This is a genomic window from Candidatus Brocadia sinica JPN1 (assembly GCF_000949635.1).
Taxonomy (GTDB): Bacteria; Planctomycetota; Brocadiia; order Brocadiales; family Brocadiaceae; genus Brocadia; species Brocadia sinica.
On the sequence record NZ_BAFN01000001.1, the window covers coordinates 2,358,940 to 2,376,829 of the forward strand.

The following is a 17,890-nucleotide window of genomic DNA, read 5'->3' on the forward strand; positions in this document are numbered from 1 at the left end:
TCCTACATTATTTCCTAAGCTAAAAAAGGGTAGTGACGATTATCCGGTTGTAGCTATGCTGTGTTATGCGTTTTGGTAAAATGTTCACTGGCAATGATGGCCGCTCCTAATGCTGTGGTGATTTGTGGGTCTGAAGGGACATGTAAATCTACATTCAATTCTTGTTCCAACGCACTCTTTAGTCCTTTATTAAATGCAGGGCCCCCATCAAAGAAGACCGCTTCTTTAATGCCAATTTTTTTGACCATAGAACCTACCCGCTTGGCAATAGACTTATGGATGCCGGCAATAATATCTTCCACCATTCTCCCTTGGGATAATAATGAAATGACCTCGGATTCACCAAAGACTGTGCACAAACTATTTATATGGGGTATATCTTCTGCCTTTTCGGACAGTATGCCCAGTTCGTCCAATTCCACCTCAAGGATGCGGCTCATAACCTCTAAGAATCGCCCCGTTCCGGCTGCGCATTTGTCGTTCATCGCAAAATCTGTCATTATACCATTATCATCCAGGGAGATTACTTTGCAGTCCTGTCCACCAATGTTGATAAGGGTTCTTACGTTTACTTTATCGCGCATAAGCCATTTAGCGGCCTTAGCATTAGCCGTTATCTCTGTGATAATTTCATCTGCGGGGATTATTCTGCGACCATAACCAGTAGCTACGGTGTATTGAATTTCATCCTCTCTGAGATTGTAATCTTCAAGCATCTCAGTGAACAATAGTTTTACTGTTCTTTTGCAATTTGTTCCTGTGGAGGAAGTTTTTGAACCGATGATTGTATGCCCGCGCATTATTACGACCTTTGTAGTCGTTGAGCCGATGTCAATTCCTGCAACCGTTTTCATATTCCCAATATTAACCGCTATAGACATGCAAGGCAAGGCAATATTAAGTGATATTATTTAGGCGATTGTATGATACATAGATATGTACAACGAATTATTTTAAACGACCTATAGAGAAGGAGCCAGGTATGCTACCTGTAAAACCAGAAATCATATCGTTCCTTATTGCAGACATGGTTATTCAGGAAAAGGGGACAAACAAATGGAGTGCAATAGGAATATTCGATAGAATTCGAGCCGCAAACTTTCCATACATACATCCCTGTCTTGCCCTGTATATCCGCCTGGCAGATGCGGAAGGAGATTACGATATTCGCGTTGAATTTTGTGACGATAGCGACCGTATATTTGCTGTTTTTGAAGGAATAACCCTGTCGATTCTTTCCCGGTTGCATCATCCGGATCTGGGAATCAGGGCAGGAAATCTGCTTATTCCAAAATCAGGAAAATATTATTTTAAACTGTATTTTAATGGGGTATTTGCTAAAGGGTTTCAACTGGATGTAGACGAAATACCATCACTAAGGCAAAGAAGTGAATAGGTTGTATGGATAACGGAATATGACGTTAATCCGGTGTCATCCTTTTCAACAAGTATTTTTGTGTCCTTTTCTTTGTACGAATTATTGTATGTTTTCCATAATAAGTTCAATTGAATACCATTACAACGGCATGAGATTTCTTCCGGCTATTTTTGCGCCTAACTTCCACGATACCGTGGTTTGCCTTCTTTCCAGCTTTGTTAAATCAGTATACGTCGCAAGTGCATTCATTCCTGATTTTATGCTCTTACTTACCGCTTCTGCGGCGAAAAGTCCCGTTGATAATGCGCATGAGATACCTTCGCCGAAGGCATTCAGGAATCCTCCCGCTTCTCCAACCAGAAGCACATTACCCTTTCCCAGATAAAATCTTCCTGTTGTACACATGTCATTGCCCAGGCAGCCTGCTTTTCTCACCATGTTTTTGAGTTTTAAGCCAAATCTTTTTTCTAACATCTCGGTATATTTGCTAAGATAGGGATACATCTTAACGCCTCTTTTTACGGCAGTGCCAAAGATTTGCAGCCCGTCCTTTACATTAAACCATGAATACACGTCGCCATATTGTGCATCCAGGAATCCATGGTAGAAACAGGGGTCTAAATCTGAATTGCCTTCATAATAATTCTGATACGCAACAAACCATTTTACACCTTTTTCAAATTCGGGATCAAGCGCTGCCCTGATTATCGATCTACTGCCTTCGGCGCTTATCAGGTATCGGCATGTGATAAGCTTCGTTTTGCCATGTGAGGTATTATAACATTCTGCAGTTATGTGATTCCCTGAGTCCTGAAATCCTTTCAGACAATAGCAATCCCACACTTCTGCCCCGGAATTGTTTATAAGCCAATAATCATATTCAGAGCGCCATACGTTGGGTGCGCCGCTGCCATCCTTGCTGAATGGCCAATCAGTATACTGCTCATCATGAGACCAGAATCTTACCCCCTTTAAAAAATTTGGGGCAACATATGCTGGGTTAGGAATTTTTCCAAAATATTTTTCTGTAATATCCTGCGATTTTTTGAAGATAATACCGGAACACATCTTGTATCGGGGGAGTTTCTTTTTTTCTATGACAAGGACTTTTAACCCTTCGTTCACGAGCCCTTTGGCTGCTGCTGCGCCTGAAGGCCCAGCTCCTGCTATAACAACATCGTATTCCACCATCTGTGAAACTCCTCAAATCAGATAAATTTCATATTAGATACGGATATTCAAATTAGGATTATAGAATTGAAAGGTGTTTTTGCCCTGCCCCTTCGCCAGATACATGGCAATATCAGCCTGTTTGATAAGACTGTCTTTGGTGTCTGCATCCAGGGGATAGATGCTAATGCCTATGCTTGCAGTGGTAGAGAGTTTGTGACTGCCCAGGAAAAAAGGTTGCTGTAATACATGAATAATTTTGCTTGCTACCGGAGCGGCATTGAGCGCATCGGCAAGATCGGGAAGGATCAGCATAAATTCATCGCCACCCATGCGTGCAAGCGTGTCACCTTTACGGATACACCGGCTTAGTCGCTCGGCAGCAGCCTTAAGCAGCAAATCACCCACTTGATGTCCGAGAGAGTCATTAATGGTTTTGAAACTATCCAGGTCAAGAATCATAATAGCCACAATGCCATTGGTGCGCCTTGCCTGAGTTATCGTCATTTGCAGGCGGTCTTGCAACAGATTGCGGTTTGGAAGGTTTGTAAGGGCATCATAATAGGCAAGGTGATTAATAAGAGTCTCTGTTTGCCTCCGTGCCAGGGCTCCTCCTATTATTCCCGACGTGATACGGAGCAGGGAAATATCCCTTTCCTCAGTTGATAAGACATTATCCAACCGAACAAATCCCAGCAATTTCTCCTCGATATACAAGGGAAGAGACAGGACTGATTGAACACCTTGCCTTTTCAGAGACTCCTTTTCAGGAGCAGCCTCCGGTGGCATTTGAGAAACATCAGGAATATAAATTACGTTATTGGCGTGCAAGTTTTTCATCCACCAGGGAAATAGTGCAGTTTGAAAATGCTTGATTTCAGACATGACGCCCACTTCACGCCATTCATGGGTATTATCCATTATCCCACCATTATCGCAGAACTGAAACAGTTGGACTCTGCATGCCCCGCTTAGTCGCCCAATATCAGCCAACGATGCGGTAATTGCGTTATCAAAGTCTGTGAACTTAACGAATCTGGCGGAAATATTCGACAGGATTTGTTCCTTATCTATTCTTCTCCTGAGCGCTTCCTCCGTCCGTTTCCGTTCGGTAATGTCCTGAACCGTTCCGTTCATCCCGATTGCCTTGCCCGTATCGTCAAAAACAACTTCAGCCTGTGCATGGACAATCCGTTCTGTGCCTTCCGGTAAGACGATGCGGTAGTCAATGTTGCACGGTATTTTTTCATGTAAGGTTTTGTTCACGGATTCTTTTACGCATTCCCTGTCATCAGGGTGAACGGAGTTCAGAAACGCTTCATAGGTAGCGCCGAATTCCCGTGGAGCGAGACCAAATATTCGGTAGACTTCATCAGACCATCGCACCTTATTTATTACGATATCCCATTCCCAATTTCCCAAATGGGCAATTCGTTGCGCATTGGCGAGGCTTGCTTCGCTTTTTCTGAGGGACTCTTCCACACGCTTGCGGTCCGTGACATCCAGAATTATACCAATCAAACCAACAAGCGCTCCTTTCAGATCATAAAAAACCGCTTTGTGAAAAACGACATCACGTGTAGAACCGTTGCTGGGCTTCACGTGAGCTTCATAAACCTGACTATCCTTGCTCTGAAACAATGCCTTATCCGCTTCATAATAGTAGGCGGCGAGTTCTTCCGGCGCAACATCAAAGACTGTTTTACCAATAATTTCTTCCTTCTTCATGCCTAAAAAATCTTCAAATGCCTTATTGCAGCCTGTATATTTTCCATCTGTGTTCTTGTAAAATACCGGCGCTGGAATCGAATCCAAGAGGGTTTGCAAAAACTGTTCGCTGGCCTTTATTGCTTTTTCAGCTTTTTTGCGCTCTGATATTTCTCCATACAATTTATCCGTTTGTTGAAGCATAGTTTTTTCGTATACATCGAGCAACTGTTCCAAGGCTGCTATTTGAGACTTAAGGGATTGATTTTCTGTATTTTCAGCACTATTTCCCATACGGACAATCTCTTTCCATTCAAGTGAATACCGCATTTGTAAATGGCAATACTGCCACCTTTACACATAATGACAGGGTCTTGAAAAAATCAGCAACCTCTTTCGAAACCGGAACCTTAAAAAACATAATAACTGCAAAAATATCTTCCGATGGGAGCGTTCCACCAAACCCTAAAACCGATTTTATCCCATAGGGGATGATAAATTCTTTCTGAGCAGGGATATAGGGACTATTTGGGGCATCAGGTACATAAAAGACATTGTAGGTGCTCTGTTCGCTATCTAACAGGAGTTTTAGGTCTGGTTTGATTACCATGTTTATACTTAATCCCAATTGAAGAATCAGATTCCGGATCATTGGGATCTGATAAACCGCCTGTTTACCTGGCAGGGGAATTGCCTTGTGCCCCTTTGAGGTTTTTCTTGAGTTCCACTCCGGATTTTCCCCAACAGTAGCCAGGAGGGTTAAACACTTTGTCTCCGGTAAAAAAGAGTCGTTCTTTAATAAACCCCAGGAAAAAATCCGAAGTTCATCATCGAGCTCTTCATAGGGATGGGTTTTGAAAAAGCGAACCAAAGAACATACCTGATTGCCACTTTCCCCATCGATCAGGTTGTCGTACAAATGGTGAACAATTCTGTTGGCTGTTTCTTCCATGCTTTTGGCGCCTTTTCCTATATTGCGCAGGATTTTCCCGAATTCAGTCATATCACGAATAGTAAAATTTACTAAGTCATAGGTCGTAGACTTTTCTTCTTGAGTATTCATACTTTTCTCACCCATGCATCATAACAATTTAGTTTTTTGAAAAAAAATATCACTACATTGTATCAGTGTAGAAGCAATTTTCAAAAAAATTAAACTAATACAAGACATCCTAGCAAACAAAATACCCCTTAATTTGGCGTTTCCTTTAAAGAGTAAAGCAATGGTGAAAGCTAATTTATCTATTTTACAAAGGATATATAATTGATAATTTCGCTTAAACTTACAAAAATGTCCACTTCAGAGAATTTAGGCGTTATTTTTGCGCAAATGTTTGCCACATAATAGGAAATTATGCCTTATTGTGTAAGTTTTAAACAATTTTGTATAACATTTGTATAAAAAAAGAACAATATAAATTGAAAAAGGGACAAATAAAGTATCAGGTGGTTATCGTCTTCATGTTGGGCGTTTATCTTTATTACCTTGTATATCGGTTTCGCTATACGATCAATCCGAATGCGTTGTTTTTTTCTCTGCTTTTTTTTTATGCCGATGTTCATGGCTTCATTTCTCTTTCCCTTTTTGCCTTTCAGTTGTGGGGGCAAAGAGCGAGAAAACCTCGTCCACCGCTTCCCGGTTTATCGGTAGACATATACATTCCTACGTACAATGAAGACGTCTCTATTGTTAAGAAGACAGCGCTTGGCTGTATGAACATAAGGTATCCTCATAAAACGTATATCCTGGATGATGGGAATCGCCCTGAGTTAGCTCAGAATGCAGCCGAATGGGGTTGTGGATATATTACCAGAAAGGAAAGGTCGCATGCAAAAGCAGGGAATCTGAACCATGCGCTTTCACTTACCGGAGGGGATTTTGTGGTTATATTTGATACCGACTGTGTCCCTCAGCCAGATTTTCTGGATAAGACGCTCGGATACTTTCATGACCCAAAGGTTGCCTTCGTCCAAACGCCGCATAATTATTATAACGTCGACTCGTTTCAGTTCAGAGTCAACATGAAAAGGGAAAGATATTGGAATGAACAGAATCTTTTTTACCGGTTGATTATGCCGGGGAGAGATTATTGGAATTCGGCCTTTTTTGCGGGAACCGCTGCTATATTCCGGAAAAAACCCCTGGAAGATATCGGGGGATTTGCCACAGGAAGCATTACAGAAGATCTTCATACGACAATTTGCCTCTATTCCCGTGGCTGGAGTGGTGTCTATCATAACGAGATCCTCTCGAACGAACTTGCAGCCAAAGACCTGAAGAACTACCACGTCCAGCAACTTCGCTGGGCCGAGGGAAATATCGGTATGTTTTTAAAGTGTAATCCACTCATTATAAGGGGATTAACCATTCCTCAAAGGATCTGTTTTTTTTCAACGATCTTCGGCTGGCTTTTTGGATTTCCAAAATGTATCTACCTTGTTATACCACCGGTTGCGGCTTTTACTGGAATGAATCCCATACGGTCATTTGATTTCTCTTTTATATGGAGATGTGTATTTTTTCTTTGTGTACTTGTATTCGGTTTCGAATTTGTGACCCGCGGATATGGCAAAATTATATACTGTGAGTGTTTCAATACAACGAATTTTTTTGTTGTCATAAAGGCTGCATTTCGGAGTCTTTTTGGGCTTTTTGGCTTAAAATCTATTTTCAAGGTGACGGGGAAAGGCGGCCATGAATCTGCCAGCATCTCCGACATTATCCCTCAATTGATAATTTGCCTCTTTTGCTTTGCCGGGGCCGCGTGGGGAGGTTTAACGCTGTATTACGGTATATCTGCTGCTTTTATGGGTGTTGGGGCAGTCATTTTCTGGAATTGTGTGAATGGATTTTTTGCCGTGTCCGTAATCGAAAAAGTGACGAAACCACACCATAAGCGTAATAATTTTAGATTCATGGGCACAGTGCCGGTGCGATATTCCGTTGGTGAAGGCGTTGGTTCTGTGCATGGTCTGGGGGTTACGAAAGATATTAATGAAGACGGTATTTCCCTGGTTACCTTTGTTCCGTTGCCGATTGGTAAAAAAATCACTCTTTATATCTACTTAAACCAAAGAATTTTACCGTGCAGGGCAAGTATCCTTTATGTGGCAAGCGCCGATCTTATTCAGGAGAAAGCGTTTGTTCATGGCGTTAAATTCGAGGAATTAAGCGATGAAGACAAAGACATCATCAGTCTCTATTGCTTTAACACCATCCTGCCCAGGTTTCAACATCGGTTTGGTAAAAAACCTTCCACCTTGGTGAAACTCATTTTCAAATTTTATAATCAAGAACGATTCAGGCGACACGTTCGGAGAAAGATACCGCTTCCCCTTGTTGTTCAAACCAAGAGGAATACTTCTCTTGCCGCAGTCACCAATGATATCAGCGCGTCAGGACTCTCTTTCATCAGTTATCTTCCATTAGAAATAGGAGAAATCCTGAACATGGAGGTTATTACACCGTCGAAAACGTTGATTGTCAGGGGAGAGGTAAGGCAGGTGCGCGAAATTACGATTGGACATTCTTATTTTATTGGCGTTAAATTTATCGAATTTTTGCAATTAAGAAAACAGATCCGCAGGAAGATAACTCTCCCTCTTGTAATTCAAAACGAGCGAAATGGTTCCCTTGCTGCTGTAACCAATGATATGAGTGTCTCCGGACTCTCTTTCACCAGTTATGCTCCGTTAGAATTGGGAACCATACTGGATATAGAGGTCTTTACCCCATTGGGAACATTGATTCTTAAAGGGGAGGTGCGACATACGAGAGAAGTTGATAGGGGGTACTCTTATATTATAGGTGTCAAGTTTGTCGAAGTTCTTAATTGCTCAGAGAATGCTCTTTTGCACCGCTACAAAATAGTGTCCCGGTGCAAAAAAGGCTGTCACCTATCTTTTTCAAACAAACGTTCTTAGGTAAATAAGTATGAACTCAATCAATCTGATACGGAATAAATGGTTTCTCTCGATCGTTTTTCCCCTTTTTTTGGGCATAGTCTGGGTTTCCTTTCAAATGGTGTATAAGACGGAACTCATTCTGCGGGAAATATACAAGGATGATAGCCCTCCTGATACAGCAAAGATCATGATGGTCTATAATAAAATGATGAAATCTAAGCCTGGTCGGAAAGAATGTAATTCATATTATTATCTCGTTAAAATTTTATCAAGGGCAGAAAAGAAGAATGAAATGATACATGTCTTAAGAAGGTTAGTAAAAACCGTTCCTGAAGATCGTCATGTAAGGTTTTGGCTTGCACTGGAGCTCCATAATCAAAAAAAATACCGTGAAGCAGAAAAACATTTTGTTATTCTGTTGAAGAAAGAATCTAAAGATAAGGCATTTCCCTTTCGAAAAACATGAATACCAGACTAATTCTGAATGAAAGAAAAAATGGCTATGAAACCAAGCCAACGAAAATATCAGATTGTTATTGTGATAACGTTGGGTGTATATCTTTATTACCTTGTATACCGATTTCGTTACACCATTAACCCAGACTCGTTTGTTCTCTCAATCGGTTTCTTTTATGCAGAGGTTCATGGTTTTATCGCGCTGTTTTTTTATTTTTTTCAGATATGGAAAATCACGGAGAGAAAGGCGTCTTTGCCAACTTCAGGGTTAACTGTCGATGTGTACATTCCAACGTACAACGAAGATATTTTTGTTTTGAAAAAAACGGCGCTTGGTTGTATTAACATAAAGTATCCACATAAGACCTATATCCTGGATGATGGGAATCGTCCTGAATTAGCAAAGAGAGCGGCAGAATGGGGATGCGGATATATTGCCAGAAAGGAAAGGATGCATGCAAAGGCAGGGAATTTAAACAACGCATTCCAACTAACGCAGGGTGAGTTTGTGGCAATATTTGACGCAGATTTCGTACCCCAAACGGATTTTTTAGATAAAACACTTGGTTACTTTCGGGATCAAAAAGTTGCCTTTGTCCAGACACCGCATAACTATTATAATATTGATTCCTTTCAATTCAGGATAAATAAGAAAAAAGAGAAGTCATGGAATGAGCAGGATATCTTTTACCGGCTGATGATGCCCGGGAGAGATTACTGGAATTCTACTTTTTTTGCAGGAACTGCTGCCGTGCTCCGGAAAAAAGCCCTGGAAGACATCGGAGGATTTGCTACGGGAACTATTACCGAAGACCTTCAGACTTCAATCCTTCTCTATGCGCATGGTTGGAAGGGAGTGTATCATAATGAAGTTTTGTCGAATGGACTCGCCGCCAAAGATTTTAAAAATTACCATATTCAGTTACTACGCTGGGCGGAAGGGAATATCGGTCTTTTCTTTCGAAATAATCCTTTCGTTGTTAGGGGATTGACGATTCCCCAGAAAATTTGTTTCTTTGCGGTAATTTTTGGCTGGCTGATTGGGTTTCCGAAACTTATCTATTTTGTTATGCCGTCAGTCATGATCCTGACAGGAGGATATCCTATTGGGTCATTTGACTTCCCCTTTATATGGCGGTACGTGATGTTCCTTGCCGTAATTATAGGGGGATTCAAATTTGCCAGTCGCGGATATGGAAAAATCAGATATGCTGAAAGCTATGTGATGATGAATTTCTTCATCCTTATTAAAGCCGCTTTCAAAAATATTTTTCGGATGAAATCGATTTTCAAAGTAACGGGAAAGAGCGGTCGTGAATCGATCGGTGTGTTGAATGTAGTTCCGCAATTATTGATGTGTTTTCTATGCCTTGCCGGAATTACGTGGGGAGGTTTGAAATGGTATTATGGAATATCGTCGGACTTTATAGGCATTGGTGTAGCCATTTTTTGGAGTATCGTTAATGGATTTTTAGCCTTGTCGACCATTGAGCTTGTAACAAGGCCATATCAGAAGCGCAGAGATTTCAGATTCCTTGGTGCAGTGCCTGTACAATATTCAATTGACGAAGATCTTGGTACGATACACGGTGTGGGAGTTACGAAAGATATTAATGAATATGGTATTGCCCTGGTCGCATTTTCACCGTTGCCGGTTGACAAAAAAATCACTCTTTCCCTGCATTTAAACCAGAGAATATTGCATTGCAAAGCGGACGTGCTTTATGTTACTCCTGCAAACGGCATTCGGGATACTACATTTGTTTACGGAATTAAATTTGATGGGTTAAGCGAAGAAGAAAAGAGTATCATAATCCAGTATTGCTTTACTACAACCCTTCCCAGATTTCTCCATAAATTCAGCAAACGACCCTCTTTCGTTTCGAAAATGTTTTTCAAATATTATAATCAAGAGCGGTTCAGAAAGCATGTTCGCAGGAGAGTCGATCTGCCTCTCATTGTCCGGAATAACGGGAATCCTTCTTTTATAGCCGTTACAAATGATATTAGCATGTCCGGGCTCTCTTTTATCAGCCATGTTCCCTTCGAATTGGGTGAAATACTGAAAATCGAGGTTTTCACACCATTTGGGACGTTGGTTGCAGATGGTGAAATACGACGAACAAAGGATATTGCGTCTGGACAATCATATTTCATAGGCGTTAAATTTACTCAATTTTATGAAAATTTGAAGAGTGATTTTACAAATCAACATGGTACATCAAGGCGCATGGCGAAGGAAATAATTTCGGCGTATGAAGATTTAACGGGGTAGTTTAATTTTTATGTCTTTGGTATGTAATTTGGTTGTATGAAGAAATAGCAAATAAAAAGAGGGGCTGAGGTGTTGCTGTTTTTGGCATAACTTGGTACACCTCATAGTACGAACCAGGTAATTTGGGGGTAGAGAGTATGCAAAAAAATAAAAAACTTGATAAATCACTCCATGATTCTGAAGAAAAATATCGGAAACTCTTTGATGCTTTTCATGAAGCCATTTTTATTGTAGATACAAAGTCAGGAACAATCATCGATACAAATAAAAGGACTGAATATTTGTTCGGTTATACCCGAAAAGAAATTATTGGTATGAATGAAACAGATATTTACCGTAAGAGCGAATTGCCTCCTTACTTCGGTAACACCGAAGAAACCTCAAATGAAGGAGAATGCGCTGGTCATGATACCTACATTGAACACAAAAATGGATTTAGAATACCTGTCGAAATAAATGTTCGTTTTGCCATGTTGTATGACAGGGAGGTTAAATATGTCTTTTTGAGGAATATTGCAGAACGTAAAATATATGAAACAAAAATCAAGCAGTGGGCACTGCAGCAAGAAGTTGTTGCATTCATAGGCCAAAAAGCTTTGGGGGAATATGACGTCTCTACTTTATTGAATGTGATAATTAAAAAAACTTCTCAAACCCTTGATGTGGAGTATGGCAAAATATTAGAACTCCTTCCGGATGGAAAGGGGCTACTATTACGTGCAGGAGTCGGGTGGAAGAAAGGATTAATTGGCAAAGCAATTGTTGGTACAGGATTTAACTCGCAGGCTGGTTACACCCTGATTTCCAAAGAACCAGTGATTGTCGAAGACCTTCGAACGGAAACGCGATTCAGTGGTCCGTCATTGCTTCATGAACACGGGGTAATTAGTGGCATGAGTGCCGTTATTTATGGTAAGGATAAACCATTTGGAGTTATTGGCGTACATACGACCAGAATACGGGAATTTGATATAAATGAAACCAACTTTTTACAATCAATAGCGAATATAATCGCTTCTATCATTGAGCAAAAGCGACAGGACGAGCAAGTTCGCCTGTTGTTTCATGCCGTAGAACAGAGCCCGGCTTCTATTGTTATTACCGATACGAAAGGCAATATTGAATATGTTAATAAAAAATTTACGACGATAACCAAATACACTTCTGAAGAGGCTATAGGAAAGAATCCCAGGATACTAAAATCAGATAAAAAAAACCCTGAAGAATACAAAGAACTTTGGGAAACTATTACATCTGGCAAAGAATGGGCCGGAGAATTTGTTAACAAGAAAAAGGATGGGCAAACGTTTTGGGAGTATGCTTTCATTTCACCAATAAAGAATCAGGATGGAGTGATTACGCATTTTGTTGCAATTAAAGAAGACATTACCGAGCGTAAAAAAGCAGAGGAAGAGCTACAGGAGTATAGTAATTTTAATAAAAGTCTTATTGATTCCCTTCCCTTTGGCATGAATGTTGTGGACGAAGAAGGTAATATCCTCTATGTGAGCGAAAAATTTGAAACCCTTCTGGGTAAAAAGCTAATAGGAGAAAAATGTTGGAATATTTACCGTGACAACAAAAAGCAGTGCGAGAATTGCTGCCTGAAAGAAGGCATGAGAACAAAAGAAACAGAAACTATTGAATTAGAAGGTATCTTAGGTGGGAAAGTATTTCAGATAACTCATGTTGGCTTAGTATATAAAGGTAAAAAGGCGGTTTTGGAGATTTTCAATGATATTACCGGTCTAAAGCGAGCCGAGGAGGAACTGCAGCTACGACATAAAGAGTTATTACAATACTATGAAGAACTTGAAATACAAAAAAAGAATGTTGAAGAAAAGAATAATGAGTTGGAAAATGCAAAGAAGTTGGCGGATGAGGCCAGCCGTGCCAAGGGTGAATTTCTTGCCAACATGAGTCACGAGATACGCACGCCAATGAACGGTATCATAGGTATGACTGATCTGTTGCTAGATACGAAATTGACTCAGGAACAGCATGATTATGCAGAGACGATTCGCAATTGTGCCAATTCCTTGCTGTCCATTATCAATGATATCCTGGATTTTTCCAAGATAGAGTCTGGCAAACTGGAGATGGAGAACATCGATTTTGATCTACGTATTGCTGTGGAAGGTGCCATCGACATCCTGGTCATAGGGGCAGAGAAGAAAGGTCTGGAATTTTCTTATTTTATCGATCCGGAAGTTCCTTCGCTTTTGCGTGGAGACCCTGGCCGATTGCGGCAAGTGTTAATTAACCTTGGTAATAACGCCATAAAATTTACGAAAGACGGCGAGGTAGCCGTCAGCGTGACCCTGGACAAAGAAACTGATTCGCAGGTAACCTTGCGGTTTGCTGTTAGAGACACCGGCATCGGCATTCCTGCCGATCGTATGAAGCGTTTGTTCCAGTCATTTTCCCAGGTAGATTCTTCTACCACCAGGATGTACGGCGGTACCGGGCTGGGGTTGGCGATTTCCAAACAGCTTGCTGGGATGATGGGTGGTCAAATAGGTGTGGAAAGCGAAGAGGGTAAGGGATCAACGTTCTGGTTTACGGCAATACTGGAAAAACAACCTTCTGTCCGGCAACGGATGCCATATGAACCTGGCGTTATCGAAAACATGCGTGTGCTGGTTGTTGATGACAATCATACGAACCGACGTATCTTTAGGGCATATCTCGAATCGTGGCGTTGCAGGGTTGAAGAGGCAGCCTCGGCTGAGGAGGCGATGAAAAAGCTTCATGTGGCTGTCAACGAAGGTAATCCGTTTCAGATTGCCTTGCTTGACCGTTGTATGCCGAAGGTGGATGGAGAATCACTTTGCAAGGAAATCAAGGCAGATCAGCAACTCAAAGGCCTGATCCTGTTGATACTGACTTCAATTGGCATGCGTGGCGATGCTGAGTATTTTAAAAGGCTGGGATTTGCGGCGTATCTGCTCAAACCGGTAAAACAGTCACAGTTGCTTGAATGTCTCAGAATTATTACTGGGAAAACTGCGAGTGTCGGGAAAGATACTCCAAGTCAGATCGTCACGCGTTATTCCATATCCGAGGATCACAAGCGAAGTCTTCGCATCCTCGTGGCAGAGGACAACGTTGTCAATCAGAAGATTATTTTGCGTATTTTGAAGAAGAAATTCGGATATATGGCTGATGTAGTTATGAATGGGAAGGAGGCCATAGAGTCGCTAGAGAGATCAGATTACAATCTTGTTCTGATGGATTGCCAGATGCCCGAGTTGGACGGTTATGAGGCTACCCATATCATACGTAATGAAAATTCATCTGTTAGGAATCATAATATCCCAATAATAGCCATGACTGCCAGCGCTATGAAGGGTGACCGCGAGAAGTGTCTTGAGGCAGGCATGAACGATTATGTTACCAAACCGGTTAACATGCAGGTACTTGCCGATGCAATCAAGCGGAACCTCCATGATGGTATAGAGCATCAACCCTCGTCGGCTTCGCTTTCAAGGTAAGATGGTTTTAGTACCTTACAAAATATATTTTAACATTTACAGCAAAAATATTTTTGTAGTGGCAAGGCGCGCCTTGCCACTACGGTCTTTTCCGATTCATTCGGGTTAGGGTGGCACGGACAAACTTGTTTGTCCGTGTTAAATGAATGTAAGGAGGAATTTTAGAATGAAAGCAAATTCAAATGATATCGCTGATTGCAGTAGAGAAAAGGGACAAAATAACGAGATCGTCTTTGACAAGGATGAAGCCCTCGGAATAATTGGTGATGAAGAGGAATTTCTCAAAGAACTGGCGGAAATGTTCCTTGATGACTTTCCAGAGCAAATCTCAAAAATAAAGGAGGCGATTAATAGCCACGACAGTAAAGCCCTTGAGAAATCAGCCCATAAACTGAAGGGGGCAGTTGCCAATTTTGGGAAAAATACCGTGTTTAAGGCAGCATTGAGCCTGGAGATGATAGGAAGAGAAAACAGATGGGACGATGTTGAAGAAACATATGGGGCTTTGACACGAGAAGCAGAGCGTCTTGTGTGTACGTTAAAAGAGTTTGTTAAGCCAAAATAATAATGATTGCATTTTAACAATAATTATGCTATGAAGATACAGGCAATTGACAAAGGGCAATAGGCAGTGAAATGAAGGTTTTCGGTGGTATATGAAAATATTAATAGCAGAAGACGAAAATATTGCACGGCACAGGTTAGAGAAGTTTTTGGAAGGCATGGACTATGAGGTTATATCGTGCAAGGATGGTCTTGATGCATGGAATGTCATTCAGTCTGAAAATGCCCCAAACCTTCTAATCCTCGATTGGATGATGCCGGGTATGGATGGTGTAGAGATATGCCGCAAGGTTCGGGAGCAGGGTAGAGAACCCTATACGTACATCCTGTTGCTTACTGTGAAAGACAAGCAGGAGAATATTATCCATGGAATGGAAGCGGGTGCGGACGACTATATCACCAAACCATTCAATCAAAATGAACTCAGGGTGCGCCTGAAAGCTGGAAGGCGTATTGTCGAATTGAATAAAGAGCTTTTTGACACACGCAATGCCTTGCGTAAAAAGGCCACCTATGATGAGCTGACCGGTTTATATAATCGTCACTCTATGGGAGAAATCCTTGAGAAGGAGTATACACGTGCATTAAGATATCAAACCGATTTATCCTGTCTGCTGGTTGATATCGATTATTTTAAAGTTATTAACGATACTTTTGGTCACATTTTCGGTGATTCAATATTACGCAAATTTTCTGCTTGTTTAAAACGAAAAGCAAGAAAACATGACTTTGTTTTTCGATATGGCGGGGAAGAGTTCATGGCACTTCTTCCCAATACAGGTATTGACGGGGCACGGAGTGTAGCTGAAAAAATTCGTTCTGCCTGCGAGTCAAAAACGTATAAGAATGAAAACAATGTAATAATTGCAACCGTGAGCATAGGCGTGGCATCCATGAAACATCATCAACCATCTGAAAGTAAAGAACTTATAGCATTTGCTGACAAGGCTCTTTACCGCGCCAAGTCAGAAGGGAGAAATAGAGTCTGTGTTTACTTGAAAGATTCTTCAATGAAATCTATAGAAGATAAGATTAGCGAAACCAAGGATTTCAGTTACCTGAAAGAAAATATTTCATCTATTTTGGAAAAAACAAAAAAGGCGTCTATCCAATCTTTGTGTCTCATGGTTCAAAATTTAGGAGCCTCTCAATACCAGAAGCACAACCATCAGGTTATACAATACATTGGACTCATAGGGGAAAGGTTTAATCTTCCGCCTTCTATTATAGAGTCTTTTAAAAATGCGGCGTTGCTTCATGACAACTTTAAAATCTTGCAGAAAAAGACGTTGAAAAAGAAAAGCAAAGGGCTGAAAACAAGGGATAAAATAGAGATTGAAAGCCATCCTGATATGATGGCAGAACTGACAGAACTGTTCAACTTTTTTGCCAATGAAAGATCGCTTCTTCAGCATCATCATGAAAATTTTGATGGCTCTGGTTATCCCGTGGGGCTTAAAGGTAATGAAATACCTCTGGGCGCCAGGATATTTGCCGTAGTCGATTCAATGGTTGCCATGTTATCTGAACGGCCTTTTAGGAAAGGCCTTCCACCTGAAAAGGTCATTGAAGAATTCGCTGATAATGCTGGAACGCAGTTTGATCCCAAACTTGTTTTTATGTTATTTGATATCATTGAGAAGCAAGGACTACTCTCTGTGCCAGAAGCAGTTTTAATGAAGGTAAAGGAAAGAGCACAAGAAGCCATGGGAAAATGTTATTCTTAAATCCATAACATTTAGACCCTCACGCATGAAAAAGAGAAGTAGTTAATATGAGTTTTGATAAGATTTCTGTACTTATTTCTAAGATAAATTCTATTCCCACGTTGCCAACCATAGCGTGCCGGGTTATGGAAATTACTGCCGATCCGAACAGCTCGGCAAACGACCTTATGAAAGTTATTATTCCCGATATATCTCTTAGCACGAAGCTACTTAAAATGGCCAACTCCCCTTTTTTTGGCGCCACAAGGGGGGTTACCTCTCTGCAACACGCTATAACAGTTTTGGGTTTTAAAGAGGTGAGAAACCTGGTTATATCCGCAGTTGTATTTGAGAGTTTCATGAAAATTGAGAAAAATGAAAATTATGACATTGGAAAATTTTGGAAGCATTCATTTGTTTGCGGTCTTGCAGCAAAGATTATTGCGGCCGAGCTTAAAAAAACGAGTAATGAATTTTTTGTGGCCGGTCTCCTTCACGATATAGGAAAGCTGGTTATATACATTACTTTACCTAATGAGTTTTTTAAACTGGTTGACACTGCAAAGCATTTGAAATTGAAATTCACGGCCTTTGAGACAGAGAAAGGAATCATTGGAATGACTCATGACGAAGTTGGAATGAGGCTTTTGAAAAAGTGGATGTTTCCGGAAAGTTTACTGACAGCCATTGGGTTTCATCATCGTATTCAGGAAACGGATACAAAATCTCTTTTACCAGTAGTTGTACATATTGCTGATATATTTGCCCATATATATGAAATGCAAACAGTGGTTGAAGAGGATGACCCTCTTAAGACAGAAACACTTTTTCCTGATATTATCAAACTGGCTCAATTGTATGGAATAGAATGGGATGAGTCCGATCTGAACAGGCTTCAACTGGCGTTGGCAGAGGGTATTGAAAAAGAGGCGGTTACATTTAGACTGTTCTTTGGGAATTAATGTAGTTGTCAAGAAATGATAAAAGAAAGTTGCCATTGCGAAGTTTCTTGGAATAACTCAGGTCATGCTCTGCCTGAAATAATCTCAAACAACCCCCTGAATCCCCCTTTATTAACCAGGGGGACTAGAGAAAATCCCTCTTAGAAAAGGGGGCAAGGGGGTTGTAACCGCGCGCAATGACAATTGTAATGTCAACTTATTTAAGACGTTTACTATAGTACCTTCAATAGATTGCATCCTTGCCTTCTATACTGTGAAGAGCCAAAAAGTAG

The 17,890-nt window shown here is 40.9% G+C and carries 12 protein-coding genes; 8 read left to right on the forward strand and 4 right to left on the reverse strand.

The annotated features are described in order from the left end of the window. Nucleotides 1-53 precede the first annotated feature (53 nt). Nucleotides 54-854 carry an acyl-CoA dehydratase activase gene (locus BROSI_RS10695; protein ID WP_052563791.1) on the reverse strand — a complete coding sequence of 267 codons (801 nt, stop codon included), beginning with the start codon at nucleotides 852-854 and terminating at the stop codon, nucleotides 54-56. 128 nt (nucleotides 855-982) lie between these two features. On the opposite strand from BROSI_RS10695, the gene BROSI_RS10700 reads away from it, so the two are divergent. Then, the gene (locus BROSI_RS10700) at nucleotides 983-1,396 is read left to right on the forward strand and encodes a DUF6941 family protein (protein WP_052563792.1); all 414 of its coding nucleotides are present in this window, start codon (nucleotides 983-985) and stop codon (nucleotides 1,394-1,396) included. Nucleotides 1,397-1,516: 120 nt separating this feature from the next. Here the strand turns inward: BROSI_RS10700 and BROSI_RS10705 are convergent, their stop codons facing one another. From BROSI_RS10705 to BROSI_RS10715, 3 genes are read right to left on the reverse strand one after another with little or no spacing between them, the layout of a single operon-like run. After that, on the reverse strand, nucleotides 1,517-2,569 hold the full coding sequence (locus BROSI_RS10705; protein WP_052563793.1) for an NAD(P)/FAD-dependent oxidoreductase: 1,053 nt from the start codon (nucleotides 2,567-2,569) through the stop codon (nucleotides 1,517-1,519). Between the two features lie 33 nt (nucleotides 2,570-2,602). Continuing rightward, the gene (locus BROSI_RS10710) at nucleotides 2,603-4,549 is read right to left on the reverse strand and encodes a sensor domain-containing diguanylate cyclase (RefSeq protein WP_162183237.1); all 1,947 of its coding nucleotides are present in this window, start codon (nucleotides 4,547-4,549) and stop codon (nucleotides 2,603-2,605) included. A gap of 19 nt (nucleotides 4,550-4,568) precedes the next feature. Continuing rightward, a complete protein-coding gene (locus BROSI_RS10715; protein ID WP_052563795.1) occupies nucleotides 4,569-5,318 on the reverse strand; it encodes a hypothetical protein in 750 nt (249 codons plus the stop codon). Nucleotides 5,319-5,674: 356 nt separating this feature from the next. Here BROSI_RS10715 and BROSI_RS10720 point away from each other — a divergent pair, with 356 nt between their 5' ends. The 7 genes from BROSI_RS10720 (at nucleotide 5,675) to BROSI_RS10750 (ending at nucleotide 17,618) form a co-directional block, all read left to right on the forward strand. Next, nucleotides 5,675-8,179, forward strand: a complete 2,505-nt coding sequence (locus BROSI_RS10720; protein WP_157842482.1) for a PilZ domain-containing protein — start codon at nucleotides 5,675-5,677, stop codon at nucleotides 8,177-8,179. Between the two features lie 10 nt (nucleotides 8,180-8,189). Continuing rightward, on the forward strand, nucleotides 8,190-8,627 hold the full coding sequence (locus BROSI_RS10725) for a tetratricopeptide repeat protein (RefSeq protein WP_052563797.1): 438 nt from the start codon (nucleotides 8,190-8,192) through the stop codon (nucleotides 8,625-8,627). A 36-nt stretch (nucleotides 8,628-8,663) separates the two neighbouring features. Next, nucleotides 8,664-10,892: a PilZ domain-containing protein gene (locus tag BROSI_RS10730; RefSeq protein ID WP_052563798.1), complete on the forward strand. Its 2,229-nt coding sequence runs from the start codon at nucleotides 8,664-8,666 to the stop codon at nucleotides 10,890-10,892. A gap of 137 nt (nucleotides 10,893-11,029) precedes the next feature. Next, nucleotides 11,030-14,386, forward strand: a complete 3,357-nt coding sequence (locus tag BROSI_RS10735; protein WP_052563799.1) for a PAS domain S-box protein — start codon at nucleotides 11,030-11,032, stop codon at nucleotides 14,384-14,386. Between the two features lie 166 nt (nucleotides 14,387-14,552). Next, nucleotides 14,553-14,951, forward strand: coding sequence for an Hpt domain-containing protein (locus BROSI_RS10740; RefSeq protein WP_052563800.1), 399 nt, complete (start codon nucleotides 14,553-14,555; stop codon nucleotides 14,949-14,951). Between the two features lie 91 nt (nucleotides 14,952-15,042). Beyond that, nucleotides 15,043-16,677, forward strand: a complete 1,635-nt coding sequence (locus tag BROSI_RS10745) for a diguanylate cyclase (RefSeq protein ID WP_052563801.1) — start codon at nucleotides 15,043-15,045, stop codon at nucleotides 16,675-16,677. A gap of 47 nt (nucleotides 16,678-16,724) precedes the next feature. Continuing rightward, entirely contained in the window at nucleotides 16,725-17,618 is an 894-nt protein-coding gene (locus BROSI_RS10750) for an HDOD domain-containing protein (RefSeq protein WP_052563802.1), read from the forward strand. Nucleotides 17,619-17,890 lie beyond the last annotated feature (272 nt).

Bases quoted from the DNA above. Each gene is read 5' to 3' on its own strand.
- BROSI_RS10700 (WP_052563792.1), top strand. From the start codon at position 983: ATGCTACCTGTAAAACCAGAAATCATATCGTTCCTTATTGCAGACATG.
- BROSI_RS10705 (WP_052563793.1), bottom strand. From the start codon at position 2,569: ATGGTGGAATACGATGTTGTTATAGCAGGAGCTGGGCCTTCAGGCGCA.
- BROSI_RS10695 (WP_052563791.1), bottom strand. From the start codon at position 854: ATGAAAACGGTTGCAGGAATTGACATCGGCTCAACGACTACAAAGGTC.
- BROSI_RS10710 (WP_162183237.1), bottom strand. From the start codon at position 4,549: ATGGGAAATAGTGCTGAAAATACAGAAAATCAATCCCTTAAGTCTCAA.
- BROSI_RS10730 (WP_052563798.1), top strand. From the start codon at position 8,664: ATGAAACCAAGCCAACGAAAATATCAGATTGTTATTGTGATAACGTTG.
- BROSI_RS10745 (WP_052563801.1), top strand. From the start codon at position 15,043: ATGAAAATATTAATAGCAGAAGACGAAAATATTGCACGGCACAGGTTA.
- BROSI_RS10750 (WP_052563802.1), top strand. From the start codon at position 16,725: ATGAGTTTTGATAAGATTTCTGTACTTATTTCTAAGATAAATTCTATT.
- BROSI_RS10715 (WP_052563795.1), bottom strand. From the start codon at position 5,318: ATGAATACTCAAGAAGAAAAGTCTACGACCTATGACTTAGTAAATTTT.
- BROSI_RS10725 (WP_052563797.1), top strand. From the start codon at position 8,190: ATGAACTCAATCAATCTGATACGGAATAAATGGTTTCTCTCGATCGTT.
- BROSI_RS10740 (WP_052563800.1), top strand. From the start codon at position 14,553: ATGAAAGCAAATTCAAATGATATCGCTGATTGCAGTAGAGAAAAGGGA.
- BROSI_RS10735 (WP_052563799.1), top strand. From the start codon at position 11,030: ATGCAAAAAAATAAAAAACTTGATAAATCACTCCATGATTCTGAAGAA.